We start from the raw sequence: 26,418 nt of genomic DNA on the forward strand, positions 1-26,418 counted from the left end.
CCAGGCAGGGTCAGCCGCCGGACGTCGCCGCATCGGCCGCGTCGGCGCTGGACCGTCGGCTCTCGGGCGGTGCGGCTGTACCGACGGTCGACTCGACGTCGGTCGGGCTTTGGGCGGTCAGTCCCGGGCCGGTCGGCGCAGGACCGGCCGGGGCGGTGGGGCCGGCGGCGAGGAACGCCTCGGCCCAGCGGCCCACCTCGTCGAAGACCTTCTTCCGTACGGCGGGGCCGGAGAGGGTGAGGTCGTGCAGCCCGCCGTCGAAGCGGGCGAGGGTGACGTGGCGGCCGAGACGGGGCGCGTACCGGACCATGTGTTCGACGTCCAGCACGGCGTCGGCCAGTGTCGCGTTGTCGTGCCACCGGGTGCCCCGGAAGGAGCGGGTCGAGCAGGCCAGCAGCACCGGCACCTGGATGTCCAGACCGGCGCGGAGCCGACGTTGCCCGGTGCGGATCGCGTTCAACCAGCCGGCCCGGACCGGGAACCCCGCCAGGGGCTTCCACGCCAGGTCATAGGTCCACTCGCCGCGGTGGTCGGAGTGGATGCTCTCGCCGTACACGGTGCCGAGCCCGAACGGCAGGATGCGGTGCGGCGCCCTGCGGCCCAGCCGGGAGACGGCGGCCGCGAGGGGTCGACGGACCGCCCAGGGTGCGTTCAGGTCGAAGAAGGGGCTGTTGAGCACCAGGCCGTCGACGGTGCCGGAGTCGCGGCGGGCGTCCGCCCAGAGCGAGAGGATCAGGCCGCCGGTGGAGTGGCCCATCGCCAACAGGGTGTCGTGGCCGTCGTCCTTGCGGATGATCTCGGCGGCGGCGTCCAGTTCGGGGAAGTAGTCGCTGATGTCGCGGCAGAAGTTCGGGGTCTGGCCGGGGAGCAGACTGCGGCCGTATTTGCGCAGGTCGAGCGCGTAGAAATCCCAACCGCGCTCGGCGAAGAAGTCAGCCAGGTGGGTCTGGAAGAAGTAGTCGACGAACCCGTGCACGTAGAGCACGGCCCGCCCGGTGGGGCGCTCGGCGTGCCGCCGGACCACTGTCGCGACCACCGGGCCCTCGTCGTCGGTGCCCAGGTCGATCGTCTGCCGCTCGTACGGCGGCCCCAACACGTCCGGTTCCACGAACGCGACGCTACGCCGCCAACCTACCCAGCGGTAGCCCGCGGCCCGCGTCCTCGCGCCCCTCGCCCCCTCCTCGGTCGATCATGGAGTTGTGGTGGCCCGCAAAAGGGATTATTGCGGGTTTAGCGTCCACTACAAGTCCATGATCGACTCGAAGGGGTGGGGTCAGGCCGTTTCCGCGTCGGCGCGGCTCGGGTCGGCGGCGGGAATCTGCTCCTCGTCGTCGGCCGGGTTGAGCTCGCTCTGCGGCTGCGGGATGTCGCGCAGGTGCTTGTTGTGCCGGGGCTCCTGCCGGGTCTTTGCGTCGTTGAGCCGGCGGCGCAGGTCGTCGCGGACGTCGTTGAGCGCGGCGTGCAGGTCCTCCTCGGCGGAGGTGGTGACGATCTTCTGCCGGCCGGCGATCCAGCACTCCAGGGTGACCTTCTGGCCACGGGCCTCCCGGTCCTTGACCGACACCTCCAGCTCGGTGGCGTCAGCGTGGAAGCTGGCCAGCCGGGCGTCGAGGGTGGCGAACTGCTCGGCGATCCAGTTGCGGTCGCCCTGCGAGAACCCGGCACCGACCCGCAGGCACTCGGCCACGGTGGCGGGGTTGGCCACGGCGCTCATCGCCGCGCCTCGGAAGCGTTCGCGGAGCCGATGGTAGTGATCATCATGGCGCTGACCTCTCGTCGACGTGGAGCTGTCGGTGGTGCGTTGATCAAATCCATACCCAGTTCGGGCAGCCCCGGAAACCGCCGACGGTCATTCGGGCGGGTCGGCCGTACCACATCCGGCCATGATCAGGGCTTTGTCCACAGGTGGGTTCGTCGTCCACAGGTCGCGGATGCGCGCTGGCGGTGGTCGTCACGAGCGCACAGGCTCGGTGTCGAGTCGACTCGCGCTGGCAGGCCCCGATCCCCTGGAGGGACGATGTTCGACACTTATGTAACTATCGTCGGTAATGTGCTGACCGTGCCCGAATGGCGGCGCACGACCCAGAGCAACACCCTGGTCGCCAACTTCAAGGTCGCCTCGACCGCCCGGCGGCTCGACCGCGACACCGGCCGGTGGGTCGACGGCAATTCGCTGCGCGTCCGCGTCAACTGCTGGCGCAAACTCGCCGAAGGGGTGGCCGCCTCGGTCATGGTCGGCGATCCGGTGGTGGTCTGCGGCCGGCTCTACACCCGCGACTGGACCGACGACGCGGGCAACCACCGCACCCTGTACGAGTTGGAGGCGGTCGCCGTCGGCCATGACCTGTCCCGTGGGCGGGCCCGGTTCCTGCGCAACCGGCCCAGCGTCACGACCAGCACCGTGGAGGACGCGGAGGCCGAGAGCCGGGTGCACGGCGAACCGACCGAGCCGGTGCCGGCTGAGCAGGCACCCGTGCTGCCCGACGACAGTGCGCTGGACGACGAGTTCGAGCTGCCCGACTACGTCGCGGTTCGCACCAGCCCGTTCCTCGACGCCGATGCCGCCGTGACCGGCAGCCAGATCGGGCAGGCCAGCATCCCGCCGGATCTCGACGACGAGTTCGCCCCTCCACCGGGAGAGGACGACGACCACACCGACGACGACTCGGACGACGAGTTGGGCTCGGCCCCCGACGAGGGCCAGCCGGAGCCGGCGCCAACCGGTCGGGGGCGGCGTGGCCGGGGTCGGGTGCCGCAGCCGGCCTGACCGGCTGGCGGCGCGCGGCACGACGGGGGCGGGGTGGCGGCGCGAGCAGCGTCGTCACCCCGCGTGGCGGCAGCCGCGAGGCTGTTCCGGCCGGGCCCTGCACGAGCCGCTCAGGGTGGTGAAGCACCGCGGGCCGGGCTGGCTCACGGGGTGCTCGTCTAGGCTGGCCGGCCGGAGGTGGTGCGGGTGCGACGGACAGCGCCGGTGGCGAACGCAGTGGGGCTGTTGGCCGGTTACGCGCTGGACCGGCTGCTCGGTGATCCGCGCCGGTGGCACCCGGTGGCCGGCTTCGGTCAGGCTGCTGGCGCGCTTGAGCGTCGCCTCTACCGACCAGACCCGACGGCGGGTACGGCGTTCACCGCGCTGGCCGTCGGTGCTCCGGTTCTGCTCGGGGCCGCTGCTGTGGCGGCCACCCGGCATCGGCCAGTGACCCGAGCGGTGCTCGTGGCCGCCGGCACGTGGAGTGTGTTGGGCGGGCGCACGCTGCGCCACGAAGCCACCGTCATGGGCCGGACGCTGCGCGCCGGTGACCTGCCCGCCGCGCGTCGACGTCTCGGTCACCTCTGCGGGCGTGACCCGTCGACGCTGGACGAGTCCGAGCTGGCCCGCGCCACTGTCGAGTCGGTCGCCGAGAACACGTCCGACGCGGTCGTCGCCCCGCTGGTCTGGGGTGCGGTCGCCGGCCTACCCGGGCTGCTGGGCTACCGCGCGGCGAACACCCTCGACGCGATGGTCGGGCACCGGTCGGCGCGCTACGCGCGGTTCGGCACCCCGGCCGCCCGCCTGGACGACGCGCTCAATCTGGTGCCGTCCCGGCTGACCGGGCTGCTCACCATCGCCGTCGCGCCTGTCGTGCACGGGGATCGGCAGCGGGCCTGGCGGGTGTGGCGGCGTGACCGCAACGACCACCCGAGCCCCAACGCCGGTCAGTGCGAGGCGGCGATGGCCGGAGCTCTCGGTGTCCGCCTTGGTGGCCGCAACGTCTACTTCGGGCGCTCCGAGGTACGGCCGTTCCTCGGTGACGGCCCCCGCCCGGAGGCGCGACACCTGAAGCGCGCTGCCCGGGTCTCCGGCGCGGTCGGGCTGGCGGCGGTCGGGCTGGCCGCCGCGTACCCGGTGACAGTCGGCCGCCTGGCCGCAGCGCTGGGCCGGCACGGGCTTCGGGCCGTGCGCCGGCACGGTTCCGGTGTCGCGGGTCGACGCGGGCCGGCTGCCGTGGCCGATCGCGGGAGCGGGCGGTGAGCGGCGGCCTGCTGGTCGCCGGCACGACCTCCGACGCCGGTAAGAGCGTGCTCACCGCCGGGATCTGCCGCTGGCTGCACCGGCAAGGCGTGAAGGTCGCCCCGTACAAGGCGCAGAACATGTCGAACAACTCGGCAGTGGTCGTCGGGCCGGACGGACGCGGCGGCGAGATCGGCCGCGCCCAGGCCATGCAGGCCGCAGCCTGCGGGCTCGCACCCGACCTGCGGTTCAACCCGGTGCTGCTCAAGCCGGGCAGCGACCTGGCCAGTCAGGTGGTGCTCCTCGGCGAGGCGGTCGACACCATCACCGCCGGTACGTTCCGGCACCTGCGTCCCCGCCTCGCCGAGACCGCGTACGAGGCGCTGGCCGAGCTACGGGACACGTACGACGTGGTGATCTGCGAGGGCGCCGGCAGCCCCGCCGAGATCAACCTGCGGGCCGGTGACTACGTCAACATGGGGCTGGCCCGGCACGCCAACCTGCCCACCATCGTGGTCGGCGACATCGATCGCGGCGGCGTCTTCGCCTCGATGTTCGGCACCGTGGCACTGCTCGACCCCGCCGACCAGGCGCTGATCGCCGGATTCGTGATCAACAAGTTCCGGGGTGACCTCGGGCTGCTCCAACCCGGGCTGGACATGCTGCGGCGCGTCACCGGCCGACCCACGTACGGGGTGGTGCCCTGGGCACTGGACCTGTGGCTCGACGCGGAGGACTCCCTCGCCTACGGCCGGGTGCTCGGCCGTCCCGCCGCCCCCCACGGCACCGACTGGCTGGACGTGGCCGTCGTCCGACTGCCCCGGATCAGCAACGCCACCGACGTGGAGGCGCTGGCCACCGAGCCGGGTGTCCGCGTACGCCTCACCATCGAACCAGCCGAACTCGCCGCCGCCGACCTGGTCGTCCTGCCCGGCTCCAAGTCCACTGTCGCCGACCTCGCCTGGCTGCGTGAGACCGGCCTCGCCGACGCGGTGACCGCGCATGTGGCGGCCGGCAAGCCGGTGCTCGGCCTCTGCGGCGGCTTCCAGATGCTCGGCCGGGCCATCCACGACCAGGTGGAGAGCCGGCGGGGCAGCGTGCCGGGCCTCGGCCTGCTGCCCATCGAGATCACCTTTGATCCGCGCAAGACCGTCCGCCAGTCCGTGGGTACCGCGCACGGCGGCCTCCCGGTGCGCGGCTACGAGATCCACCACGGGTACGTCTCGCAGACCGATCCCACTCTCACCCCGCTGCTGACCGGTGACGACGGTGTCGGCGAAGGTGCCGTGCTCGGCACGGTGCACGGCACACACTGGCACGGGGCGTTCGAGTCCGACGGGTTCCGCCGGTGGTTCCTCACCGAGGCGGCCCGCCTGGCCGGCCGCACCGGATTCCAGGTCGCACCGGCCACCAGCTTCGCCGCTGCCCGGGAACGCTCACTCGACCTGCTCGGTGACCTGGTCGAGGAACACCTGGACACCGACGCGCTCTGGCACCTCATCGAGACCGGCCCACCCGCAGGTCTCCCGTTCATCCCACCAGGCCCGCCACCGTCCTGACCGCGCGCTGTCCCTTGGGGAGTGTGGGGCGGGGCGGCGAGGCGTGATCGTGCTCGATCGTTGTTGTAGTGGTCTCGTGGGCGGCGGGAGGGGCCTCGTTCCTGGATCGAGCACGATCATGAACCCGCCTCGGCGGATGAGGGTGAAGTAGATGGGCGACGGGGGACGCGCGGGCCCCTGTGCGGGTAGCGGAATCAGGGGCGGATGTCGGCGGGGCGGTCGGTCGTCGGGAGGCCGGCGGCGAGCCAGGCGTCGACACCGCCGATCATGTCGGTGGCCCGGCGCAGCCCGAGGGTCTGCAGGCTGGCGGCGGCCAGGCTGGAGCTGTAGCCCTGCCGGCACACCAGCACGATCTCCCGGTCGTATCCGGTGGCTTCCGGGATCCGCCAGGCGCTGGCCGGATCGAGTCGCCATTCCAGTACGGTCCGGTCGATGACGACCGCGCCCGGCAGGTCGCCCTGTTCGCGGCGCTGCAGTTCGGTGCGGGTGTCGACCAGCAGCGCACCGCCGCGGACCGCCTCGACGGTCTGCTGCGGAGTCAGTCGGTGCAGCCCGGCTCGGGCCTGTTCGAGCAGGGCGTCGATACCGGGGCTCATCACGTCTCGGAGCACCACCCGATGATGCCGATTCGGTAGCAGCCACGGCGGCGAACGGGCCGCCCGTCACCCGTCGCCGCACCAATTCCCCCGGACGTGACGGTGGCTGGCCAGGGGCGGTCAGCCGGACGTGTCAGTCCGTCCCGCGGGGCCTCGGACACCGCATGATCCACTCGGGTGCACGGGTATCGCGGTGTCCCAGCGAGAGGGATGCCGCGACATCAATGATTCGGAGTCGATCACCCTGCCCAACGGCCGTGGCGGCATACTGCGCTCATGCACCACGCGACGCCGCACTACCCGAGGCTGTGCCAGGCGAGGCCGCGCTGAACCCGGAAACTGGCCGGCCGGCCGTCGCAGTTGTCGAGGCGTACGCCGAATTGGCTCGTCGGGTGCTCGCGGGCCCGGCGCGGTTGGGGCGGACCCGGCTGGTAGCGGTCGACGGGCCGAGCGGCGCGGGCAAGAGCCGGTTCGCCGCGCGCCTCGCGGATGCCCTGGCGGTGCTGCCCGGCGGCCGGCCGCCGGTGGTGCACACGGACGACCTGCTTGACGGGTGGGACGACCAGGTCACCTTCTGGCCCCGGCTCGACGACTGGGTGCTGTCCCCGCTGCGGGCGGGGAGGCCGGGGGTGTACCAGCGGTACAGCTGGGTGCGGCAGCGCTTCCTGCCCCGGCCGGTTCCGGTTCCGGTGGCGTCGGTGCTGGTGCTGGAGGGGGTCAGCGCCGCGCGGGCGGTGATCGGGCCGGAGCTGACCCTGGCCGTCTTCGTCACCGCGCCCGCGCCGCTGCGGCTGGCTCGCGCGGTCGCCCGGGACGGGCCGGAGATCCTGCCCGAGCTACGTCGATGGCACGCCGGGGAGCGGGCGCACTTCGCCGCCGACGACACGGCTTCCCGGGCGGACCTGCTGGTCGACGGCGCGCCGGCGCTGCCGCACGACGCGGACCGGTACTACGTGCGTATTCGCTGAGCGGGGCATGGACGTCCGCCACCGGCTACGGCACGATGCGAGATGGCCGCCATCGGCACGGCCCGGCGGGCACGGCGCGGGAAGACCCAGAGCACGGCGCGGGAAGACCAGGAGCACGGCGATCGGGGGACTCATCATGTCGGCAACGGACACGCCCGCGCGGCGCCGGATCACTCTCACCGGCATCAGCTCGCGGGCCTGGGAGCATCCCGCCGACCGGGGCGCCCTGGTCGCGCTGCGGGAGTTGCGCGGCTTCGACGACGTGCTGCGGTCGTTCTTCGGCATGTGGAACGAGCGGGGCTTCCGACTGTCCGTGCTGGCCTCGGGGATCCGGGTCGACCACCGGCAGTACCCGGCGGTGTGGCAGCGCTACACCGAGGCCGCGGCGGCGTTGGACGTGGCCGAACTGCCCGAGCTGTACGTGACCCAGTCGCCCTGGTTGGGTGCCGAGGCGGTCGGCCTGGAACGGCCGTTCATCGTGCTCAACTCCGCGTGCGTGCAGCAACTCGACGAGGACGAGCTGCGCTGCCTGCTCGGCCACGAGCTGGGGCACGTGGGCAGCGGGCACGCTGTCTACAAGACCATGCTCATGATCCTCACCCGGTGGGCGGCCAACCTGAGCTGGTTGCCGGTGGGCGCGATCGCGTTGCGGGCGATCATCGCGGCGATGCTGGAGTGGTGGCGCAAGGCGGAACTCTCCGCCGACCGGGCCGGTCTGCTCGCCGGGCAGGACCCGGCCGCCGCGCTGCGGCTGCTGATGAAGCTCGCCGGCGGCGGTGACCTGTCCCAGGTCGACACGACCGCGTTCCTGGAGCAGGCCGCCGAGTACGCCGGCGGCGGCGACCTGCGCGACAGCCTGCACAAGATCCGGATGACGGCGTGGAGCACCCACCCGGTTCCGGTGGCCCGGGCGGCGCAGCTGCGGCAGTGGATCGACTCCGGGGCGTACGGGCAGGTGCTGGCCGGGGACTATCCGCGCCGCGACGACGACGACTCGACAAGCCTCACCGAGGAGATCAAGGCGGCTGCCGAGTCGTACCGGGAGGAGTTCAGCCGATCCACCGACCCGCTGGTCGGGTTGCTGCGCCGGCTCGGCGACGGTGCCAGCGACGTCGGGGAGTGGGTGGGCGGCACCGCCGGGCGGGCTCGCTCGTGGGTGGATGCCGCCACCGAGGCCGCCGGCCGCGCACACCGCGCTGGCCGAGCCGCCCCCGGCGCGCGGGCGGGCACCGGGACGGCGGGCGGCGGTGACGGTACGGGCTCCGGCGGCACACCCAGGTAAGGCCGGCATACGATGCCGGTCATGACCTCACCGATCATGTCCGAGTCCGAGGTGCGGGCCGCCGTCGAGCGGGAGATGCCCGGCGTACGCGCCGACCTGGAACGCCTCGTCCGCATTCCCGGCATCGCCTTCGAGGGTTTCGACCACTCGCACGTGGAACGTTCCGCCGAGGCGGTCGCCGAGTTGCTGCGCGGCTGCGGCCTGGACGTCGAGATCGTGCGTTCCGGCGGCCAGCCCGCGGTGATCGGCCGTCGGGCCGCCCCGCCCGGTGCGCCCACCGTCCTGCTCTACGCCCACCACGACGTGCAGCCGGTCGGCGACCGGTCGCTGTGGGAGTCCGACCCGTTCGAGCCGGTGGAGCGCGACGGCCGGCTCTACGGCCGGGGCGCGGCCGACGACAAGGCCGGCATCATGGCGCACGTCGCGGCACTGCGGGCGTACGGGGACGCGCTACCGGTCGGCGTGGTGCTCTTCATCGAGGGTGAGGAGGAGTACGGCTCCGACTCGCTGGAGCAACTGCTGATCGATCACCGCGACGAGATCGCGTCGGACGTCATCGTGATCGCCGACTCCGGCAACTGGGACATCGGCGTACCGGCGTTGACCACCTCCCTGCGCGGCATCGTCAACTGCTTCGTCGAGGTGCGCACGCTGGACCACGCCGTGCACAGCGGCATGTTCGGCGGTGCGGTACCGGACGCGCTCACCGCGCTGGTCCGGCTCCTGGCGACCCTGCACGACGACGCCGGTGACGTGGCCGTGGAGGGGCTGGTCGCCAAGGTGGGCGCCACCGTCGACTACCCCGAGGACCGGGTGCGGGCCGAGGCCGGGCTGGCCGACGGCGTGCAGTTCATCGGCACCGGCCGGATCACCGACCGGATCTGGACCAAGCCCGCGCTGGCGGTGCTCGGCATCGACGCGCCCTCCACCGGCGAGGCGCCGAACGCCCTGGTGCCGGCCGCGAAGGCGAAGCTCAGCATCCGCCTGGCCCCGGGTGACGACCCCAAGCGGGCGTACGCGGCGGTGCGCGCGCACCTGGAGAAGCACGCGCCGTGGGGCGCCCAGGTGACGGTCAGCTTCGAACACGACGGCAACCCGTGCGTGATCGACGCGTCCGGGCCGATGTTCGACGCCGCCCGTTCGGCCTTCCGGACCGCCTGGGACGGCACCGACCCGGTGGACATCGGCATCGGTGGTTCGATCCCGTTCATCGCCACCTTCCAGGAGATGTTCCCGAAGGCGGCGATCCTGGTGACCGGTGTGGAGGACCCGCACGCCCGCGCGCACGGTCCGAACGAGAGCCTGCACCTGGGGGAGTTCGCCCGGGTCTGCCTCGCCGAGGCCCTGCTGCTGGGCAACGTCGCCGCTGCGGGAGGCGCGGGCCGTTAAGCCCGCACCCCCACCCCACACCTGAGATCCGCGCAACAGCACTGTTGTTGCTGCCTCCCGCTTGTCGGAGGCAGCAACAACCGGGAAGTTGCGCGGATCTTGGCGGCGGAGCGGGGCGGGTCACCCCGCGCGGGCAGTTGGGTAGCGACACGGCAACTTTGCGCCTGATCTGGCGCTTTACGGCGTGTCGCATGGTCAGCTGTTATAGCCTTTCGAACATGAGTACGAACGAGGTGATGGCCCGGTTGGGGGCCGCTGTCAGCGCGCTGGGGGACGTCGACGTCTCCGCGTGGTCCGAGGACACGCTCAACGAGCAGCTCGGTGAGCTCTCCGCCGCACTGGTCGCCCTCGACTCGGTGCTCTCCCGCGTGGCCGGCGAGGTTCGCGCCCGGGGGTTGCGCATCGAGGAGCCTGTCTCCGCGTAGGGCCTGTTCCATGAGCACTGGCCGGCCTGCGGTGGACCCGGCTCGACCGCCCTCATGAAACAGGCAGTGATCGTCGTCCGCATGGGCGGGCGGCACCCTCCCGACACCGCCCGGGCACGGCAATGCCCGGGCGGTGTCGGAGGTGACTGGCAGGATGAGCTGCGTGCGGTTCCTTGACCTGGCAGCCACCTCCGCCGCCGTCGCCGCCACCAGCGGCCGGCGCGCCAAGGTGGAGCTGCTCGCTGATGCGCTGCGCCGGCTGGACCCGGGTGAGGTCGAGCCCGGCGCCGGCTATCTCGCCGGTGAGCTGCGCCAACGGCAGACCGGGGTGGGCTACGCGAGCCTGCGTGACCTGCCAGCGCCGGCCGCCGAGCCGACGTTGACAGTGGCGGGCGTGGACGCGGCCATCGAGCAGATCTCGGCCGCGCGGGGCGCGGGTTCGCAGTCCCGGCGGCGGGCGCTGCTCGGGGCCCTCTACGCGGCGGCGACCGCCGACGAACAGCGACTGCTCACCGGTCTGTTCAGCGGTGAGCTGCGCCAGGGCGCCCAGGCGGGGCTGCTCGCCGACGCGGTGGCCCGGGCCGCCGAGGTGCCGGTGGCAACCGTCCGGCGGGCCCTCCTGCTCGCCGGTGACCTGCGCGTCGTCGCGGTGGCCGCGCTGACCGGAGGAGCCGCCGAGTTGGCCGGGTTCGGCCTCCAGGTCGGCCGTCCGCTGGCACCGATGCTCGCGCAGAGCGCCTCCTCGGTCGACGAGGCGCTCGCCGCGACCGGCACGCCGGCGGTGGTCGACGTGAAGCTCGACGGCATCCGCATCCAGGTGCACCGCTCCGGCGCCGACATCGCCGTCTTCACCCGCAGCCTCGACGAGATCACCGCCCGGGTGCCCGAGGTGGTCGCCGCGGTCCGTGCGCTGCCGGGCCGTGAGTTGGTGCTCGACGGCGAGGCGATCGGCCTGGACGAGACGGGCCGGCCACTGCCGTTCCAGCAGACGTCGAGCCGGGCCGCCCGACGCACCACCCCCAGCACCACCGGGCGCACACCTGTCGCCCCGGCGGTGCTCGCGGCAGCCGCCACCACCGGCACGGCAGTGCTCACGCCGTACTTCTTCGACCTGCTGCACCTCGACGGCGAGGATCTGATCGACCTGCCCGGCCGGGAGCGGTGGGCCGCCCTCGCGGGGGCGGTGGACTCGTCGCTGCTGGTCGGTCGGATGGAGGTCGACGGCCCTGAGCAGGCTGCCGCCGCGTTCGCCGCCGCACTCGACGCTGGGCAGGAGGGCGTGGTGGTCAAGGCCCCGGACGCCCCCTACGACGCCGGTCGGCGTGGTGCCGCCTGGGTCAAGGTCAAGCCCCGGCACACCCTCGACCTGGTGGTGCTCGCCGTCGAGTGGGGCAGTGGCCGGCGCAAGGGTTGGCTGTCCAACCTGCACCTGGGCGCACGCGACCCGCACACCGGCGGCTTCGTCATGCTCGGCAAGACGTTCAAGGGGCTCACCGACGAGGTGCTGCGGTGGCAGACCGAGCGCTTTCTCGACCTCGCCGTGGAGCGCGGCGACTGGGTGGTCCGGGTCCGACCCGAGCAGGTCGTGGAGATCGCCTTCGACGGGGTGCAGACCAGTTCCCGCTATCCGGGTGGGATGGCGCTGCGTTTCGCCCGCGTGGTGCGGTATCGCGACGACAAGTCCGCCGCCGAGGCGGACACCATCGACGCCGTCCGGGCCATCCACGCCGGCCGTCCCACCGGTTGACCAGCGGTCCCGGCCCGCTTCACCGGACGGACAGCGACCTCGCGTAGTTCACCTGGTTGTTCAGGTGCTGCACCTGGATCTGGTCGCTGACCGGGATCCGCGCCACGTACTGCTGCGCGCCGTTGGTGACCGTCACCTGCACCGTGCCGTGGTGCCGGGTCTCCTTGACCAACAGGAACAGGAGGCTGAAGAAGGCCAGGCAGAAGAAACCGACGATGGCGCAGACCAGTGCCCAGGTCGCCACCTTCTCCTCGCGCTGCCAGTAGTCGGCCACGTGCCAGGTGGCACCGGCCAGCGGCAGCACCCCGGTCGGCGTACGGATGATCGGTGGGCACACGGCGATCTCGGCGATCTGCACCGCTACCACCTCCGGCCCGCCCGGGTAGCCGGCCACGGCCGGGTTCGGGGCCATCGGGGTCGGTGGGTACGGCCCGACCGCCGGCCACGCCCCGGCCGGCTGCGCGGGCGGCCCGGAGAACGGCGCGGGTGGGCCGGAGAACGGCGCTGGTGGCCCCGAGAATGGCGCGGGCGGCCCGGAGAGCGGCGTGGCGGGGAACGGCGCGGTGGGCGGTGGCGTGGAGAACGGCGCGGTCGGCTGCTCGGCGGCCCACGGGTCGGTAGGCGGCTGCGTCTGGTGACCCGGAACCGGCTCGGGCAGTGGTGCCGTGGGATCCACGCTCATCGGCACCCCCAACGTGACGTGATCACCCGGCGGAGACTACCGGCTGCCCTGGTGTCCCGGGTGCCCCCGAGTGTCCGGTCGAGACGCCGGCACGGGCCCGGTCAGACGGACGCGCTCGGCGCGGGCTCGGCCGCCCGGTCCAGCGGTGCCTCGGGAGCGCCGAGACCGGCGGCTCGACGTGCCTCGCGGCGGGCCACCCAGCCGTAGCCGAACAGGGCCATCACCGCGAAGAGCCACCACTGCACGACGTAGCCGAAGTTCTGCCAGTTGTTGGCGTGCCCGACCGGCACCGCCTTGAACACCGGGTCGGCCGCCGGGGTCTGCTCGTCCAACAGCAGGTACGCGCCGTAGACCGGGTAGGGCAGCTCGTCGGCCAGCCGGGACACCCCGATCCGTCGGATCTCCAGCCGGCCGTCACGCCGCTCGGCGGCGCGGGCTCCGCTCTCGGTCTCGTGCACCCGGCCGACCACCGTCACGTCGCCGGTCGGCACCGCCGGCACCGTCGGCTGGGCGGTGGCCGCCCCACCCGGCGCCGGGGGGATCCAACCCTGGTCCACCAGCAGCGCCGTGCCGTCCGCGAGCACCAACGGGGTGAGCACCTCGAAGCCGACCCGGCTGTCCACCGTCCGACCACGGACCAGCACGGTGTTCGCCGGGTCGTACCTGCCGGTGGCGGTGACCCGGGTCCAGACCTTCTCCTTGGCGGGGGCCGGGCCGACCGACCCCGCCCCGCCGGTGGGGGCGGACAGGGCGTCGGCGAGCGGCGCCGGAGCCATCCGCTGGCCCGCGTCGATCCGCTCGTTGACCTCGGTACGCCCCCGGTAGCGGTCCAGCTGCCAGTTGCCGAGGAACACCATGACGGCGGCCGCGACCAGGGTCAGCGCGAGAGCGCCCAGCCAGCGTGGGCTCAGCAGGAACCGGTACACGGCACCGAGGCTACCCGTATGACGGGCGCCACTGACCTGGACCGGGCCGGCTCGGCGGCACGGTCGGGTCGCCGGCCCCGGTTGGCGGTGCTCGCGTCCGCGGCCGGGCGGGTATCGTCACGCCGACGGATCGGCCCCGGTCGTCCCGTCGCGTACCCGCCGCCGCTCGCGAGGAGTCGATGATGACCGTCGTGCCGCGCCTGGTGCTCAGCGCGCCGTCCTCCGGGCACGGTAAGAACGCGCTGGCGATCGGGCTGCTCGCCGCCCTGGCCGAGCGGGGGGTCGACGTCGCCGGGTTCAAGCTCGGGCCGGACCCCGTCGACGCCGCGTACCTCGGTCTCGCCGCCGGTCGCCCGGGTCGGGTGATCGACCCCCGGCTGGTCGGCGTGGACCGCCTCGCGCCGCTGGTGGCGCACGGCGCCGCCGGTGCCGGGCTCGCTGTGGTCCAGGGCAGCATGGGGCTGTACGACGCGGTCGGCGGTCGCCCCGAGCAGGAGTCCACCGCCGCTGCCGCCGCCGCGCTGCGCAGCCCGGTGGTGCTCGTCGTCGACGTGGCCGCCATGGGTCAGTCGGTGGCGGCCCTGGTGCACGGTTTCCGCTCGTACGACGAGCAGTTGTGGCTCGGTGGGGTGATCCTCAACCGGGTGGCGTCGTCGCGGCACGAGGCGATGTTGCGCGAGGCGTTGGACGACGTGGGAGTGCCCGTCTACGGGGCGTTGCGCCGTCAGGACCTGCCGGCGGTGTTGCCGTCGCGTCGGCACGGTGTGGCGCCGGTGGTGGACGGGTCCGCCGATGCCGCTCGTGCGGTCCGTCGGCTGGGCGAGGCGGTCGCCGCCACTGTCGACCTGGAACGTCTGCTCGGGCTGGCCCGTTCCGCCCCGCCGCTGCCCGGCCCGGCCTGGTCTCCCGAGGAGGTCCTCGGTGCGTTCACCGCGCCGGTGGACCGCCCGCTGGTGGCGCTGGCCGGTGGGCCGGGCGGCAGCTTCAGCCACCCGGAGACCGCCGAGTTGCTGAGGGCTGCCGGCGCCGAGATCGTCGTCGTCGATCCGCTGCGCGACGAGGCGCTGCCGGTCGGCACCCGCGCGCTGGTCGTTGGTGGCGCGCTTCCCGAGGCGTACGCCGAGCAGTTGTCGGCCAACCGGCGGCTCTGCATCGCGGTGGCCGAGTTGGCGCGGACCGGGCGTCCGGTGGTCGCCGAGGGCGCCGGGCTGCTGTGGCTGGCCCGGGAGCTGGACGGGTTGCCGATGTGCGGTGTCCTGGACGCGGTGGGCGTCAGCCGGGACGGCCTGGTGGCCGGCTACCGGGAGGCCACCGCCCAGACCGACAGCGTGGTCGCGGCCCAGGGCACGGTGCTGGTCGGCCACAAGGCGCACCGGGCGGTCCTGACCCCACGTTCCGGCCAGCGCCCGGCGTGGAGTTGGGACGGGGGCACGCCGGAGGGGTTCGTCTGGCGAAACGTGCACGCCTCACAGCTCACCCTGCACTGGGCCGGTCATCCGGCGACGGCGACCCGGTTGGTCGCCGCCGCGGCGACCGACCCGACGAGCGAGGCGATGCCCGCGCAGTCCGGCGGGGTGCCGGTGTGATCGGTCAGGTGGCGGTACGCCGCTTCCCGGCGTTGACCGTCTCCACCCCGCGCACGGAGGTGCGTGGGCTCACCGCCGCGGACGCGGAGGCGGCCGGGGAGATCTTCGCCGACAAGCTGACCCGGCGCTGGCTGCCACTTCCGGACGACTCCGGCCCCATCGACGGGCACGCCTGGTGCACGGAGCTGGCCCGGCAGCGGCGGGACAGCGGCGAAGGTGACCACTACGCGGTGCTCCGCCGCGAGGACGACCAGATGGTGGGCTCGCTCTGGACTCGGCGTACCGACTGGGGTGCCCGTCTCACCGAGATCTCCTACGCGATGGCACCGCACGCGCGAGGCTTCGGCTTCGCCGCCGAGGCCGTCGACGCGGTGGCCATCGCCCTGATCCTGGAGCACGGGTTCCAGCGGGTCGAGCTGCGGGTGGCGCCCGGCAACCTGGCCTCGCGTCGGGTCGCCGAGAAGGCCGGGTTCAGTTACGAGGGTCTGCTGCGTAACGCCGGGCTGGTCGGCGGCAGCCGCGTGGACCTCGAACTCTGGTCGTTCGTCGCCGCCGACCTGCGCTGACTCGATCTGACCCGCGTGCGGGACCTGCGCCGGGTCAGCCGACGATCGCGTCCGACGGTGGGGTGAACTGGCGGGTCGGTGTGCCCTTCAAACCGTCGCGCAGGGTCTCGGCGACCGCCGCGATGGGGATCTGGGACTGACCGTCGCCCACCGCGTTGAACGGATTGTCCGGGTCGGAGATGAAGCTCGCCGCGGCCAACTCCGGGGTGTAGCCGACGAACCAGGCGGACCGGGTGCTGTCCGTGGTACCGGTCTTGCCGGCCACCGGGCGTCCGACAGTGCCTCGCACGCTGTCGGCGGTGGACCAGCCGCCGCAGCTTCCGCGCGCCGGGGTGTCCCCGGTCGGACAGCGGGCCGCGTCGGTGGCCGCCCGGGCGGCGTCCGCGCTGACCACTTGCCGGCACCGTGGCTTGGCCACCTCACGGTGGATGCCGCCCGGGGTGGCGTACGTGGCCGGTGTGCCGTCCCGGTTCATGATCGCCTGCACCGGTATCGCCTCGCAGTAGCGGCCGTCGGCCGCGATGGCGGCGTAGGCGTTCGCCATCTCCAGCGGCGTGGCGTCGGAGACGCCCAGGGTGAAGGCACCCCACTTCTTCGCCTTGTCCGGGGACGCGTGGTCCCGGTCGACGTCGGTACGCCAGCGCAGCCCGAGCTGCTCGGCCAACCGGACCGCCCGGTCCGCGCCGACCTTCTCCTCCAGCCACACGAAGTACGTGTTGACCGACTTGCCGAAGCCGGACCACATGGTCTGCTGGCCGCTCATCGCGCCGCTGGCGTTGGAGGGCGCCCAGCCGTCGTAGACCTCGGACCGGTAGCGGTGCGGGGCGTTGAACGAGGTGGAGAGGGTCATGCCGGAGTCCAACGCAGCCAGCATCGGGAACATCTTGAACGTCGATCCCGCCTGGTAGCCCGCCAGGTCACCGCCGCCCAGCAGCGGGGCCACCGTGTTCGGGTAGTTGGCCTTCACCTTCGGCCCGGCCTCGGGGTTGGAGCTTGGTGGGTTCTCGGCCAGGTCCAGTGAGTACGTCCGGTTCACCGCCATGGCCTTGACCCGCCCGGTGCCCGGCTCGGAGACCACGATCCCGTTGGCGAACGGGCTGCCGGTGGCCTCCTTGGCGCCGACGTTCTTCTCCGCCGCGGCCTGGATCTTCGGGTCGAGACTGAGCACGATCCGGTAGCCACCCCGGCGCAGCTTGTCCATCCGTTCCAGCCGGTTCGCCCCGAACGCGGGCTGCGCGCTCCACCAGTTCTTCAGGTAGTCGCAGGCGAAGCCCCAACTGTTGTACTTCTCCGGCACGGCGGCGCAGTCGTGTGGCGGGGTCGTCAGCTTCAGCCGGATGGGCTCGGACTTGGCGGCGGTGGCCGAGTCGGGGGAGAGGTACCCGAGTTGGCTCATCCGGTCCAGCACGTAGTTGCGTCGCCCGGTGGCCTCCTTCTGGTCGGAGTCTGCCGGGTCGTACTCGGACGGGGACTTGACCAGGCCGGCGAGGGTGGCGGCCTCGACCGGGGTGAGGTTCTTCGGGGTCTTGGAGAAGAAGATCTCGCTGGCGGCGTAGATGCCGTACGCCCGGTGCCCGAAGTACGCCGAGTTCAGGTAGCGCTCCAGGATCTGGTCCTTGCTGATCTCCTTCTCCAGGTCCAGCGCCATCCGCATTTCCTTGACCTTGCGGAGGCTGGTCTGCTGGGTGGCCTCCTGGACCTCCTTGGGGGTGGTCGCGCTGTCGCGCAGGGCCATCCGGACGTACTGCATGGTCAGCGTCGAGGCGCCCTGGGAGCCGCCGGAGCGGGCGTTCGAGACGAAGGCCCGGGCCACGCCCTTCGGGTCGACGCCGTGGTGCTGGTAGAAGCGGTTGTCCTCGGCGGCGACGATCGCCTGGAGGATGTTCGGCGACATGTCCGACAGCTTGGTGTACTGCCGGTACTCCTCGTAGAACATGGTCAGCACGGTTTTGCCGTCCGGCGCGTAGACGTACGAGGTCTCGGCGGGCATGGCGGTCTTCAGCACCCGGGTCTTCTGCTCCACGGCGTGCGCGGTGGCCTTCGCGCCGAGCCCGGTGAGGGCGACCAGCGGGTACGCGACGGCGGCGATCACGATTCCGGCGATCAGCCCGGCGCGGAGGAGAGGGACGAGTCGACCTGCGGCAGTAAGGGGTCGGTTACTCACATGGCCAAGTTATGACATTTCCGATTCGTACCTGAGAAGAACTCATAAACCGACGAGTGGTGACGTGGCTTACGCCGAGATCGTCTGTCCCACCGGCCGCCTTCCCGGAAGGATCGCGGACATGCCCGAGCCGATCGCCGCTTCCGAGCCCGACCTGGCGCACCATGGTGACGTCGAGGTCGGCGACGGCCTGATCGACCTCGCCGTCAACGTCCGTCAGGCACGGCCGCCCGCCTGGCTGGCCGACCCGATCGCCGCCACCCTGTCCGACCTGGCCCACTACCCGGACCCGGCGCCGGCCCGGGCCGCGGTCGCCGCCCGACACCGCCGTCACCCGAACGAGGTGCTGCTCACCGCCGGTGCCGCCGAGGGCTTCGTACTGATCGCGCAGGCACTTCGCGGCGTACGCCGGCCGGTGGTGGTGCACCCCCAGTTCACCGAGCCGGAGGCGGCACTACGGGCCGCCGGCCACCCGGTTGAGCGCGTTCTGCTGGACGCCGCCGACGACTTCCGGCTCGACCCGTCCCGGGTGCCCGCCGACGCGGACCTGGTGATGATCGGCAACCCGACGAACCCGACCTCGGTGCTGCACCCCGCGCAGACGCTCGCCGCGCTGGCCCGCCCCGGCCGGGTGCTGGTGGTCGACGAGGCGTTCGCCGACACCACCATCGCCCCCGGGCAACCGGGCGAACCGGAGTCGTTGGCCGAGCGGCGCGACCTGCCGGGGCTGCTCGTTCTGCGCAGCCTCACCAAGACCTGGGGCCTGGCCGGCCTCCGGATCGGCTATCTGCTCGGCGACCCGGAGCTGCTGTCCCGGCTGGCCGCCGTCCAGCCGCTCTGGGCCGTCTCCACACCGGCGTTGGCCGCCGCGTCGGCCTGCGCCACCACCGTCGCGGTCCAGGCCGAACGCGCGATCGCCGCCGACCTCGCCGCCGACCGCGACCACCTGGTCGCCCGCCTGGAAGACCTGCCCGGTGTACGCGTCGTCGGGCGTCCCGCCAGCGCGTTCGTCCTGCTGCACCTGCCGGGCGCGAGCGCGATCCGAGCCGCCCTGCGTGAGCGCGGCTGGGCGGTGCGCCGGGGCGACACGTTCCCCGGCCTCGGGCCGGACTGGCTGCGGGTGGCGGTACGTGACCGAAACACCACCGACGCTTTCACCGAGGTGCTGCGCGAAATCATGGAGGCATGATGTTGGAGACCACGATCGCGGCGATCCGCCCGGCTGACGAGACGGCCATGGCCGCCGCCCGTGAGCTGCACGGCCGGCTCACCAAACCGGCGGGCTCGCTGGGGGCGTTGGAGGACCTTTCGGTACGCCTCGCCGGCCTGGCCGGGGCCTGCCCACCGCCGTTGCCCGAGCCGGCCGCGGTGGCGATCTTCGCCGGTGACCACGGGGTGCACGCCCAGGGGGTCAGCCCGTGGCCGCAGGAGGTCACCGCGCAGATGATCGGCAACTTCCTGGCCGGCGGCGCGGTGGTCAACGCGTTCGCCCGGCAGGCCGGCGCGTCGGTCACAGTGGTCGACGTCGGGGTGGCCACCCCACTGTCCGCCGGACCGGTGCCCCACCCGACCGTGCTGGACGCAGCCGCGCCCGCTCCGGCCGTGCTGGACCCGGCTGTGCCCCGGTTGGTCGTCGCGTCGGTCCGCCGGGGCACCCGCGACCTCGCGGTGACCGCCGCGCTGACCCGGGACGAGGCGCTGGCGGCGGTGCAGACCGGCATCCGGATCGCGGACGAGCTGATCGACGCGGGTGCCCGGATCCTGCTCACCGGTGACATGGGTATCGGCAACACCACCCCGGCCGCCGCCCTGATCGCCGCGTTCACAGGTGTCGACGCACTGGACGCCACCGGTCGGGGCACCGGGGTCGACGACCCGACGTACGCGCACAAGGTGGGAGTGGTGCGCGCGGCGTTGGCCCGACACGCACCCGACCCGACCGACCCGCTCGGTGTGCTGGCCGCCGTCGGTGGCCTGGAGCACGCCGCCCTGGCCGGGCTGATCCTGGGCGCGGCGGCCCGCCGTACCCCGGTGCTGCTGGACGGCGTGATCGCGGTGTCCGCCGCGCTGGCCGCCGCCGCGTTCGCCCCGGACGCGGTCGGCGCCATGGTCGCCGGCCACCGTTCGGCCGAACCGGGTGCGACAGTCGCACTGCGGCACCTGGGTCTCGAACCGCTCGTCGACCTGGGGCTGCGCCTCGGCGAGGGCACCGGCGCGCTGTTGGCGTTGCCAGTGGTCACCGGTGCCGTCCGGGTGCTGCACGAGGTCGCCACCTTCGACTCCGCCGGTGTGGCCGAGAAGTGACGACGTTCAGCGAACGAGCCGCCCGCCTCGGTGGTGCGGCGTGACGTCCAACCCGTACCCCCTCGGTTTGCGGCTCGACGGGCGGCGGGTGGTAGTGGTGGGTGGTGGCGCGGTCGCCACCCGGCGGGTACCCGCGTTGCTGGACGCCGGTGCGGACGTCCTGCTGGTGGCCCCGGAGCTGACCCCGGCGCTGCGCGCCCGGGCCGACGCGGGTCGACTGCACTGGGTGCCGCGCCGCTTCGCGCCCGAGGACCTGGACGGCGCCTGGCTGGTCCAGGTCGCCATCGACGACCCGATCGCGGCGGCCTCGGTGAGCGCCCTCGCCGCCGAGCGACGGATCTTCTGCGTCCGGGCCGACGACCGGTCGGCCGCCACCGCCTGGACCCCGGCGGTGACCCGCCACGGCCCGGTCACGGTGGCGGTGCTCGGCGGCGGTGACCCCCGACGGGCGATGACAGTCCGCGACGCGATCCGCGACCTGCTGGCGGTCCGCCTGGCACCGGAATCAAGCGCTCCGACGCAGAGCCGGCCCGACGCCGCTACCGGTGGGCGGCAGGCAGGTCGGGTGGCGCTGGTCGGGGCGGGGCCGGGGGACCCGGAGCTGATCACCGTTAAGGGCTGGCGGCTGCTCACCGAGGCCGACGTGGTGGTCGCCGACAGGCTGGTGCCCGGCCTGCTCCTCGACGAGTTGCGCCCCGACGTCGAGTTGGTGGACGCCTCGAAGATCCCCTATGGACCGTCCCGGGCCCAGGAGGAGATCAACCAGATCCTGGTCGACCGCGCCCTGGCAGGTGCCTTCGTGGTGCGGCTCAAGGGCGGCGACCCGTACGTCTTCGGTCGCGGCGGTGAGGAGCTGTTGGCCTGCGCGGCGGCCGGCGTACCGGTGACAGTGGTGCCCGGCGTGACCAGCTCGATCGCCGCCCCGGCGGCGGCCGGGATCCCGGTCACTCACCGGGGGGTGGCGCACGAGTTCACTGTGGTCTCCGGGCACCTGGCACCCGACGCGCCGGCGTCGCTGGTGCGGTGGGACGCCCTCGCCGGTCTGCACGGCACCCTGGTGATCCTGATGGGGCTGAAGAACCTGGCCGCGATCACGGCCACCCTGATCGCCCACGGCCGGTCGCCGGAGACGCCGGCCGCGGTGGTGCAGGAGGCCACGACAGGCACCCAGCGGGTCCTACGCTCCACGCTGGGCGAGGTAGCCGCCGCCGTACTCACGGCCGACCTACGCCCACCCGCCGTCGTGGTCCTGGGCGACGTGGTGAACGCCCTCGACGAGGGCCCGCGCCCCTCATGATCAAGTGATGAAAAGTAGTTACCCGGGCAGATTCTGAGCTACTTCTCATCACTTGATCATGGAAAGTGATGAGGGGCTGGAGCGCTCGCGCTCCAGCCCCTCTGTCACGTCGACTACTGCTTGAGCATGTTGTCCAGCAGCAGGGCGCAGCGGATGAGCCCGAGGTGGCTGTACGCCTGCGGGTGGTTGCCCAGGCCGCGCTCGGCGAGCGGGTCGTACTGCTCAGGGAGCAGGCCGGTCGGGCCGGCGGTGAGCACCATCTGCGCGAACAGTTCCTCGGCGTCGGTGCGGCGGCCGGTGCGCAGGTACGCCTCGATCAGCCACGCCGTGCAGATGTGGAAGCCGCCCTCGCGGCCGGGCAGGCCGTCGTCCCAGTGGTAGCGGTAGACGACCGGGCCGCTGCGCAGGTCCGCCTCGATCCGCAGGACCGTGGACAGGAAGCGCGGGTCGTCACCCGGGAGCAGGCCGGAGAGCCCGATCCAGAGCGACGAGGCGTCCATGTCCTCGTCCCCGTACGCGACGCTGTACGCCTCGACGTCGGAGTGCCAGCCGTGCTCCAGCACGTTGGCGCCGATCCGGTCGCGCAGGTCCTTCCACTCGGGTCGGTCCTCGCCACCGTGCTCGCGCATCACGTGCAGCGCGCGGTCGACTGTCATCCAGCACATCACCTTGGAGAAGACGTGGTGCCGTGGTGGCAGCCGTGCCTCCCAGATGCCGTGGTCGGGCTCGTGCCAGCGCCGACGGACCGCCTCGACCATGTTCTCCAGGACGCGCCACTCGTCGTCGCGGACCGAGCCGCGAGCGTCGGCGACGGCCGCGATCAGGTCGGCGATCGGGCCGAAGACGTCCAGTTGGAGCTGGTGGTTGGCGAGGTTGCCGACCCGGACCGGCCGGGAGCCGGCGTACCCGGGCAGCGTGTCGATGACCGCCTCGGCGCCCAGCTCGTACCCGTCGATGGTGTAGAGCGGGTGCAGCCGCTCGGGGTGACCGCCGGTGCGCTCGATGCAGCCGTCCACCCAGCGCAGGAATGCCTCGGCCTCCTGGATGGAGCCCAGGTCGACGAGCGAGCGGGCGGTCAGCGCGGCGTCGCGCAGCCAGCAGTAGCGGTAGTCCCAGTTGCGGACGCCACCCAGCTCCTCGGGGAGCGAGGTGGTCGCGGCGGCCAGGATCGAGCCGGTGGCTTCGTGGCAGAGCCCGCGCAGGGTGAGGGCGCTGCGCACGACCAGGTCGCGGGAGGTGGACGGCAGCCGCAGCGAGGCCACCCAGTCCTTCCACGGCTGCTCGGCGGCGGCCTGCCGCTCGTGGATCGGCACCCGGTGGTGTTCCAGGCTGTGCGTGCCGAAGCGCAGCTCCAGCACGACCTGCCCGCCGGCGGCGGAGAGGTCGACGACCGCCTTGGCGGTCTCGTACCCACCGTCGTTGCCGACCTCCCACTGCAGGCCGGGAGCGTAGAGCGCGACCGGTTCGTTGGAGCCGAGCACCAACAGGCCGTCGCCGAGCGGCTGCAACTGCACGGCGACCTGGCCGAACTCGGGCCGGGGCGCGAACTCGACCCGGGCCTTGCCGCTGCCGGTGAGCACCCGGACCAGGGTTGAGTCGCCGGTGATGACCGCCGGGCTGTCGTCCGGGGTGGTCTCCCGGGCCGGCTTGTCCAGCCAGTCGGTGACGGTGAGCCCGGACCACCGGGTCTCCACCGTCATCGTGCCGGAGCGGTAGCGCTGGCCCAGCGGGATGCCGCCGCGTTCCGGGGTGATGCTGAAGTGGCCGGCCGGGCTGCCACCGACCAGGTCGGCGAAGATCGCCGCCGAGTCCGGCTTGGGGTGGCAGAGCCAGCTCACCTTGGCCTCGGGGGTGAGCAGGGCGACGGTACGACCGTTGGACAGCATCGAGTGCCGTTCGATCGGCACCGCCCGTTCGCCGAACAGCCAGTGCCGTCGGGTCTCCAGCAGCAGCGCCAACGCCCGCGCGGCCTCCAGCGGGTCGGCGACCCGGTAACCGGCCTGGGTGTCCCCGGGGCCGATCTTGATGCCGAGGTCGGGGCCGTGCAGGTGGCCGAACGCGTTCTCGTCGGTGATGTCGTCACCGATGAAGAGCACCGCGCTGGCGGCGAGTTGGGTCCGTAGCTGGTCGACGGCGGTGCCCTTGTGGGTGGCCACGACGGAGAGCTCGATGACCTCCTTGCCCTGGGTCACCGTGACGCCGTCGAACGTGGCGGGGCCGTTGCGGACCGCCTCGATGGCGGCGGCGGCCACCTCCGGGTCGATGCCGCGGGTGTGCATCGCGACGCTCGCCGGTTTGCGTTCCAGCCGGATGCCCGGGTGGTCGGCGGCGATGTCGCGGAGCGCGTTGCGGACGCGGGTACGCACCGCGACCAGCTCGGGGGAGAGCCGCTCGACGAAGCCGATGTCGAACTCGGAGCCATGGCTGCCGACGAGGTGCACCTCGCTGGGCAGCCGGGAGAGTGCGGCCAGGTCGCGCAGTGCCCGGCCGGAGACCACCGCCACTGTGGTCTGCGGCAGCGCGGCCAGCGCGCGGACGGCGGCCACCGACTCGGGGAGCGGGACGGCGGTGCTCGGGTCCTCCACGATCGGCGCGAGCGTGCCGTCGTAGTCGCAGGCGACCAGGAGTTGGGGGACCCGGGCGATCCGGCCGATGGCGGCGCGCAGCTCGGGGTCCATCACCCCGGTGGCGATCGCCGCCCCATCGTTGACGGACGTGTTCACTCGGCCTCCGCCTCCGAAACCCCAAGCTCGGAGAGGAAGGACTTGGCCCAGTGGCCCACGTCGTGGGTACGCAGGTGACGTTGCATTGTCCGCATCCGGCGGCGCGCCTCGGTTTTCTCCACGTGCACTGCCCGGAGCAGGGCGTCTTTGACCGCGTCCGGGTCGTGCGGGTTACACAAAAATGCCTGGCGAAGCTCGGTGGCGGCGCCGGCGAACTCACTGAGCACGAGCGCGCCACCCTGGTCGGCACGTGATGCTACGTATTCCTTCGCCACCAGGTTCATTCCGTCTCGCAGCGGGGTCACCATCATGACGTCGGCGGCAACGTACATCGCGGCCAGTTCACTGCGACTGTACGACTGATGCAGGTAATGCACGGCCGGCACGCCGACCCTGCCGAATTCACCATTAATCCGACCGACTTCGCGCTCCACCTTGACGCGAAGTGCCTGGTAGTGCTCCACGCGCTCGCGGCTGGGTGTGGCCACCTGGACCATGACCGCGTCGGGGACTGTCAACTTTCCGTCAGCCAGCAGCTCGCGGAAGGCCTTGAGTCGCAACTCGATGCCCTTGGTGTAGTCCAGCCGGTCCACCCCGAGGATGATCGTCTTCGGGTCGCCCAGCTCGGCGCGGATCTGCTTGGCCCGCGCCTGGATGGCCGGGTCGGCAGCCATCCGCTCCATCTCCTGGGTGTCGATCGAGATGGGGAAGGCGCCGGCCTTCACCTGCCGACCGTCGACCTGGATCATCTGCCCCTCGTAGCGCAGCCCGAGCAGGTGCCGGGCCAGCCGGACGAAGTTCTGCGCGGCCAACCGCTGCTGGAAGCCGACCAGGTCGGCGCCGAGCAGGCCGCGCAGGATCTCGGTGCGGAACGGCATCTGCATGAACAGCTCGATCGGCGGGAACGGGATGTGCAGGAAGAACCCGATCCGCAGGTCCGGGCGCAGCTCACGGAGCATCGCCGGCACCAGTTGCAGTTGGTAGTCCTGCACCCAGACCGTGGCGCCCTCGGCCGCGACGTCCGCCGCGGCCTCCGCGAACCGGGCGTTGACCAGGCGGTACGCCTCCCGCCACCGGCGCTTGTAGGCAGGTGTCTCCACCGCGTCGTGGTAGAGCGGCCAGATCGTCGCGTTGGACTGGCCCTCGTAGTAGCGCTCCAGCTCCTCGGCGCTCAGCGGGACCGGGTGCAGCCGGATCCCCTCCAGGTCGAACGGGTCGGGAGCCGGGCCGGTGCCGCCGGCCCAGCCGACCCAGGTGCCCTGGTGCTCGGCGAGTACGGGATGCAGGGCGGTGACCAGCCCACCAGGGCTACGCCGCCACTGCCGTCCCTCGGGTGTGCTCACCTCGTCGACCGGCAGACGGTTCGCCACTACGACAAAGGAGCTACGGACGGTCACGATCGGCCACCTCCAGGTACTGACGGGTCCACCGCGATGAGCGTACTGAGCGTAGCTGCGGCGTCTTGTGCCTAGTGCCGGAGTCTCCTACCCGCCCCGGACGTGCCGAATCCTGGGGGTGATCTTGTCGACAGCCGCCGGTCAGAGGTCGATGATCGGCCATTCCTTCGGCAGTACCTCGCCGAGCAGCTCCCGCCGATCCGTCATGATCGGCACGAGGGGGTGGGCGGCGGCGTCCATCGCCAACTGGGCCAGGTCCGTGTGCCCGGCCATGCGGCGTGACCATCCGCCGAGGAAGGAGCACATGTTCGGCTCGACCGGGGTTACCCGGATGTGCGGCAACGCGGCGAGCACTTCGAGCATCTCCCACTGACCGGGAGTGGCCTCCTGGTGCGCTCGGACGAGGCAGAGTGCCGGCACCAGCACGTTCACTCCATAGTCAGCGGCCTCCGCGATGCGGTGACCGACATCCCGTTCCGACGACGAATAGGCCAGCAGCGCAGTCGCATCCAGCGCCAGGCCGTAGGCCGTCACCGGCTGGCTCGCGCGCGGGCCGCCAAGACCTCCGCCTGGAGCTGGGCCGCCTGTTCGCGCAGTTCGGGGGTGATGCTCGCCCGCAACTGCTCCATCTCGGCGTGGACCCGCGCCACACCCTCGTCGGTGATTTCGAAACCAACACGACGGAGGATCTCCCGGGTCTTCTCCCCGGCCACCCGCCGTCGCAGAGACTCCGCGACGTAGGCGGAGGCATTCGGCTCCTCGGCCAGCCTGTCGGCGAGCTCGTCCGGCAGGCTGATGGTGATCTTTTTGGTCATACCT

Annotated in this window: 23 protein-coding genes; 13 read left to right on the plus strand and 10 right to left on the minus strand. The window is 72.5% G+C overall.

All coding sequences use genetic code 11. The features are described 5' to 3' along the window. Positions 1 to 10: 10 nt before the first annotated feature. Both FHU34_RS07490 and FHU34_RS07495 read right to left on the minus strand, forming a co-directional pair. Positions 11 to 1,108, minus strand: coding sequence for an alpha/beta hydrolase (locus FHU34_RS07490; RefSeq protein WP_208744938.1), 1,098 nt, complete (start codon positions 1,106 to 1,108; stop codon positions 11 to 13). 165 nt (positions 1,109 to 1,273) lie between these two features. Next, complete coding sequence (locus FHU34_RS07495) at positions 1,274 to 1,714, minus strand: HPF/RaiA family ribosome-associated protein (RefSeq protein ID WP_145779308.1); 441 nt, start codon at positions 1,712 to 1,714, stop codon at positions 1,274 to 1,276. 303 nt (positions 1,715 to 2,017) lie between these two features. Here FHU34_RS07495 and FHU34_RS07500 point away from each other — a divergent pair, with 303 nt between their 5' ends. From FHU34_RS07500 to FHU34_RS07510, 3 genes are all read left to right on the plus strand, one after another. Continuing rightward, positions 2,018 to 2,767 (plus strand): single-stranded DNA-binding protein, encoded by a 750-nt coding sequence (locus tag FHU34_RS07500; protein WP_145779309.1) that lies wholly within the window; start codon positions 2,018 to 2,020, stop codon positions 2,765 to 2,767. Positions 2,768 to 2,953: 186 nt separating this feature from the next. Then, positions 2,954 to 4,009, plus strand: coding sequence for a cobalamin biosynthesis protein (locus FHU34_RS07505; RefSeq protein ID WP_145779310.1), 1,056 nt, complete (start codon positions 2,954 to 2,956; stop codon positions 4,007 to 4,009). Then, entirely contained in the window at positions 4,006 to 5,547 is a 1,542-nt protein-coding gene (locus FHU34_RS07510; protein WP_145779311.1) for a cobyric acid synthase, read from the plus strand. The genes FHU34_RS07505 and FHU34_RS07510 overlap by 4 nt, the downstream gene beginning before the upstream one ends. A 194-nt stretch (positions 5,548 to 5,741) precedes the next feature. Here the strand turns inward: FHU34_RS07510 and FHU34_RS07515 are convergent, their stop codons facing one another. Continuing rightward, entirely contained in the window at positions 5,742 to 6,143 is a 402-nt protein-coding gene (locus FHU34_RS07515) for a rhodanese-like domain-containing protein (RefSeq protein ID WP_145785474.1), read from the minus strand. Between the two features lie 308 nt (positions 6,144 to 6,451). On the opposite strand from FHU34_RS07515, the gene FHU34_RS07520 reads away from it, so the two are divergent. The 5 genes from FHU34_RS07520 (at position 6,452) to FHU34_RS07540 (ending at position 11,954) form a co-directional block, all read left to right on the plus strand. Then, a complete protein-coding gene (locus FHU34_RS07520) occupies positions 6,452 to 7,111 on the plus strand; it encodes a uridine kinase family protein (RefSeq protein WP_244311577.1) in 660 nt (219 codons plus the stop codon). A 136-nt stretch (positions 7,112 to 7,247) separates the two neighbouring features. Further along, complete coding sequence (locus FHU34_RS07525) at positions 7,248 to 8,393, plus strand: M48 family metallopeptidase (RefSeq protein WP_145779312.1); 1,146 nt, start codon at positions 7,248 to 7,250, stop codon at positions 8,391 to 8,393. Between the two features lie 36 nt (positions 8,394 to 8,429). Beyond that, positions 8,430 to 9,782: a dipeptidase gene (locus tag FHU34_RS07530; protein WP_208745126.1), complete on the plus strand. Its 1,353-nt coding sequence runs from the start codon at positions 8,430 to 8,432 to the stop codon at positions 9,780 to 9,782. 218 nt (positions 9,783 to 10,000) lie between these two features. Then, positions 10,001 to 10,207: a hypothetical protein gene (locus FHU34_RS07535; protein ID WP_030333429.1), complete on the plus strand. Its 207-nt coding sequence runs from the start codon at positions 10,001 to 10,003 to the stop codon at positions 10,205 to 10,207. A gap of 154 nt (positions 10,208 to 10,361) precedes the next feature. Further along, the gene (locus FHU34_RS07540; protein ID WP_244311578.1) at positions 10,362 to 11,954 is read left to right on the plus strand and encodes an ATP-dependent DNA ligase; all 1,593 of its coding nucleotides are present in this window, start codon (positions 10,362 to 10,364) and stop codon (positions 11,952 to 11,954) included. 19 nt (positions 11,955 to 11,973) lie between these two features. Here FHU34_RS07540 and FHU34_RS33205 read toward each other — a convergent pair whose 3' ends face one another. Next, complete coding sequence (locus FHU34_RS33205) at positions 11,974 to 12,636, minus strand: hypothetical protein (RefSeq protein ID WP_145779315.1); 663 nt, start codon at positions 12,634 to 12,636, stop codon at positions 11,974 to 11,976. A 101-nt stretch (positions 12,637 to 12,737) separates the two neighbouring features. Continuing rightward, positions 12,738 to 13,562 carry an SURF1 family cytochrome oxidase biogenesis protein gene (locus FHU34_RS07550; RefSeq protein WP_145779316.1) on the minus strand — a complete coding sequence of 275 codons (825 nt, stop codon included), beginning with the start codon at positions 13,560 to 13,562 and terminating at the stop codon, positions 12,738 to 12,740. Positions 13,563 to 13,744: 182 nt separating this feature from the next. Between FHU34_RS07550 and FHU34_RS07555 the strand changes: the two genes are divergently transcribed. Both FHU34_RS07555 and FHU34_RS07560 read left to right on the plus strand, forming a co-directional pair. Continuing rightward, on the plus strand, positions 13,745 to 15,148 hold the full coding sequence (locus FHU34_RS07555; protein ID WP_145779317.1) for a cobyrinic acid a,c-diamide synthase CobB: 1,404 nt from the start codon (positions 13,745 to 13,747) through the stop codon (positions 15,146 to 15,148). After that, the gene (locus FHU34_RS07560) at positions 15,145 to 15,714 is read left to right on the plus strand and encodes a GNAT family N-acetyltransferase (RefSeq protein WP_145779318.1); all 570 of its coding nucleotides are present in this window, start codon (positions 15,145 to 15,147) and stop codon (positions 15,712 to 15,714) included. The genes FHU34_RS07555 and FHU34_RS07560 overlap by 4 nt, the downstream gene beginning before the upstream one ends. Before the next feature lie 34 nt (positions 15,715 to 15,748). Here the strand turns inward: FHU34_RS07560 and FHU34_RS07565 are convergent, their stop codons facing one another. Beyond that, positions 15,749 to 17,878, minus strand: a complete 2,130-nt coding sequence (locus FHU34_RS07565) for a transglycosylase domain-containing protein (RefSeq protein WP_145779319.1) — start codon at positions 17,876 to 17,878, stop codon at positions 15,749 to 15,751. A gap of 121 nt (positions 17,879 to 17,999) precedes the next feature. On the opposite strand from FHU34_RS07565, the gene cobC reads away from it, so the two are divergent. Genes cobC through cobA form a run of 3 tightly spaced genes read left to right on the plus strand, consistent with a single transcriptional unit; the run spans position 18,000 to position 21,479 of the window. Beyond that, positions 18,000 to 19,067 carry an Rv2231c family histidinol phosphate aminotransferase CobC gene (cobC, locus tag FHU34_RS07570; RefSeq protein ID WP_145779320.1) on the plus strand — a complete coding sequence of 356 codons (1,068 nt, stop codon included), beginning with the start codon at positions 18,000 to 18,002 and terminating at the stop codon, positions 19,065 to 19,067. Next, complete coding sequence (gene cobT, locus FHU34_RS07575; RefSeq protein ID WP_145785476.1) at positions 19,067 to 20,182, plus strand: nicotinate-nucleotide--dimethylbenzimidazole phosphoribosyltransferase; 1,116 nt, start codon at positions 19,067 to 19,069, stop codon at positions 20,180 to 20,182. The genes cobC and cobT overlap by 1 nt, the downstream gene beginning before the upstream one ends. A gap of 40 nt (positions 20,183 to 20,222) precedes the next feature. After that, the gene (gene cobA, locus FHU34_RS07580) at positions 20,223 to 21,479 is read left to right on the plus strand and encodes a uroporphyrinogen-III C-methyltransferase (protein ID WP_145779321.1); all 1,257 of its coding nucleotides are present in this window, start codon (positions 20,223 to 20,225) and stop codon (positions 21,477 to 21,479) included. Positions 21,480 to 21,592: 113 nt separating this feature from the next. Here cobA and otsB read toward each other — a convergent pair whose 3' ends face one another. The 4 genes from otsB to FHU34_RS07600 all read right to left on the minus strand — a co-directional run bounded on the left by otsB (position 21,593) and on the right by FHU34_RS07600 (position 26,414). Beyond that, on the minus strand, positions 21,593 to 24,157 hold the full coding sequence (gene otsB / locus FHU34_RS07585; RefSeq protein WP_145785477.1) for a trehalose-phosphatase: 2,565 nt from the start codon (positions 24,155 to 24,157) through the stop codon (positions 21,593 to 21,595). Between the two features lie 41 nt (positions 24,158 to 24,198). Next, the gene (locus FHU34_RS07590) at positions 24,199 to 25,599 is read right to left on the minus strand and encodes an alpha,alpha-trehalose-phosphate synthase (UDP-forming) (RefSeq protein WP_145779322.1); all 1,401 of its coding nucleotides are present in this window, start codon (positions 25,597 to 25,599) and stop codon (positions 24,199 to 24,201) included. 141 nt (positions 25,600 to 25,740) lie between these two features. Continuing rightward, on the minus strand, positions 25,741 to 26,133 hold the full coding sequence (locus tag FHU34_RS07595; RefSeq protein WP_145779323.1) for a hypothetical protein: 393 nt from the start codon (positions 26,131 to 26,133) through the stop codon (positions 25,741 to 25,743). Next, positions 26,130 to 26,414 (minus strand): hypothetical protein, encoded by a 285-nt coding sequence (locus FHU34_RS07600; RefSeq protein ID WP_145779324.1) that lies wholly within the window; start codon positions 26,412 to 26,414, stop codon positions 26,130 to 26,132. Before FHU34_RS07600 ends, FHU34_RS07595 begins: the two co-directional genes overlap by 4 nt. Positions 26,415 to 26,418 lie beyond the last annotated feature (4 nt).

The sequence above is a fragment of the Micromonospora taraxaci genome (assembly GCF_007830095.1).
In the GTDB taxonomy this organism is placed as follows: domain Bacteria; phylum Actinomycetota; class Actinomycetes; order Mycobacteriales; family Micromonosporaceae; genus Micromonospora; species Micromonospora taraxaci.

Coding starts and splice junctions, on each gene's coding strand:
- FHU34_RS07540 (WP_244311578.1), top strand. CDS start 10,362: ATGAGCTGCGTGCGGTTCCTTGACCTGGCAGCCACCTCCGCCGCCGTC.
- FHU34_RS07555 (WP_145779317.1), top strand. CDS start 13,745: ATGACCGTCGTGCCGCGCCTGGTGCTCAGCGCGCCGTCCTCCGGGCAC.
- FHU34_RS07515 (WP_145785474.1), bottom strand. CDS start 6,143: ATGAGCCCCGGTATCGACGCCCTGCTCGAACAGGCCCGAGCCGGGCTG.
- FHU34_RS07535 (WP_030333429.1), top strand. CDS start 10,001: ATGAGTACGAACGAGGTGATGGCCCGGTTGGGGGCCGCTGTCAGCGCG.
- FHU34_RS07600 (WP_145779324.1), bottom strand. CDS start 26,414: ATGACCAAAAAGATCACCATCAGCCTGCCGGACGAGCTCGCCGACAGG.
- cobC (WP_145779320.1), top strand. CDS start 18,000: ATGCCCGAGCCGATCGCCGCTTCCGAGCCCGACCTGGCGCACCATGGT.
- FHU34_RS07500 (WP_145779309.1), top strand. CDS start 2,018: ATGTTCGACACTTATGTAACTATCGTCGGTAATGTGCTGACCGTGCCC.
- otsB (WP_145785477.1), bottom strand. CDS start 24,157: ATGGACCCCGAGCTGCGCGCCGCCATCGGCCGGATCGCCCGGGTCCCC.
- cobT (WP_145785476.1), top strand. CDS start 19,067: ATGTTGGAGACCACGATCGCGGCGATCCGCCCGGCTGACGAGACGGCC.
- FHU34_RS07495 (WP_145779308.1), bottom strand. CDS start 1,714: ATGAGCGCCGTGGCCAACCCCGCCACCGTGGCCGAGTGCCTGCGGGTC.
- FHU34_RS33205 (WP_145779315.1), bottom strand. CDS start 12,636: ATGAGCGTGGATCCCACGGCACCACTGCCCGAGCCGGTTCCGGGTCAC.
- FHU34_RS07525 (WP_145779312.1), top strand. CDS start 7,248: ATGTCGGCAACGGACACGCCCGCGCGGCGCCGGATCACTCTCACCGGC.
- FHU34_RS07530 (WP_208745126.1), top strand. CDS start 8,430: ATGTCCGAGTCCGAGGTGCGGGCCGCCGTCGAGCGGGAGATGCCCGGC.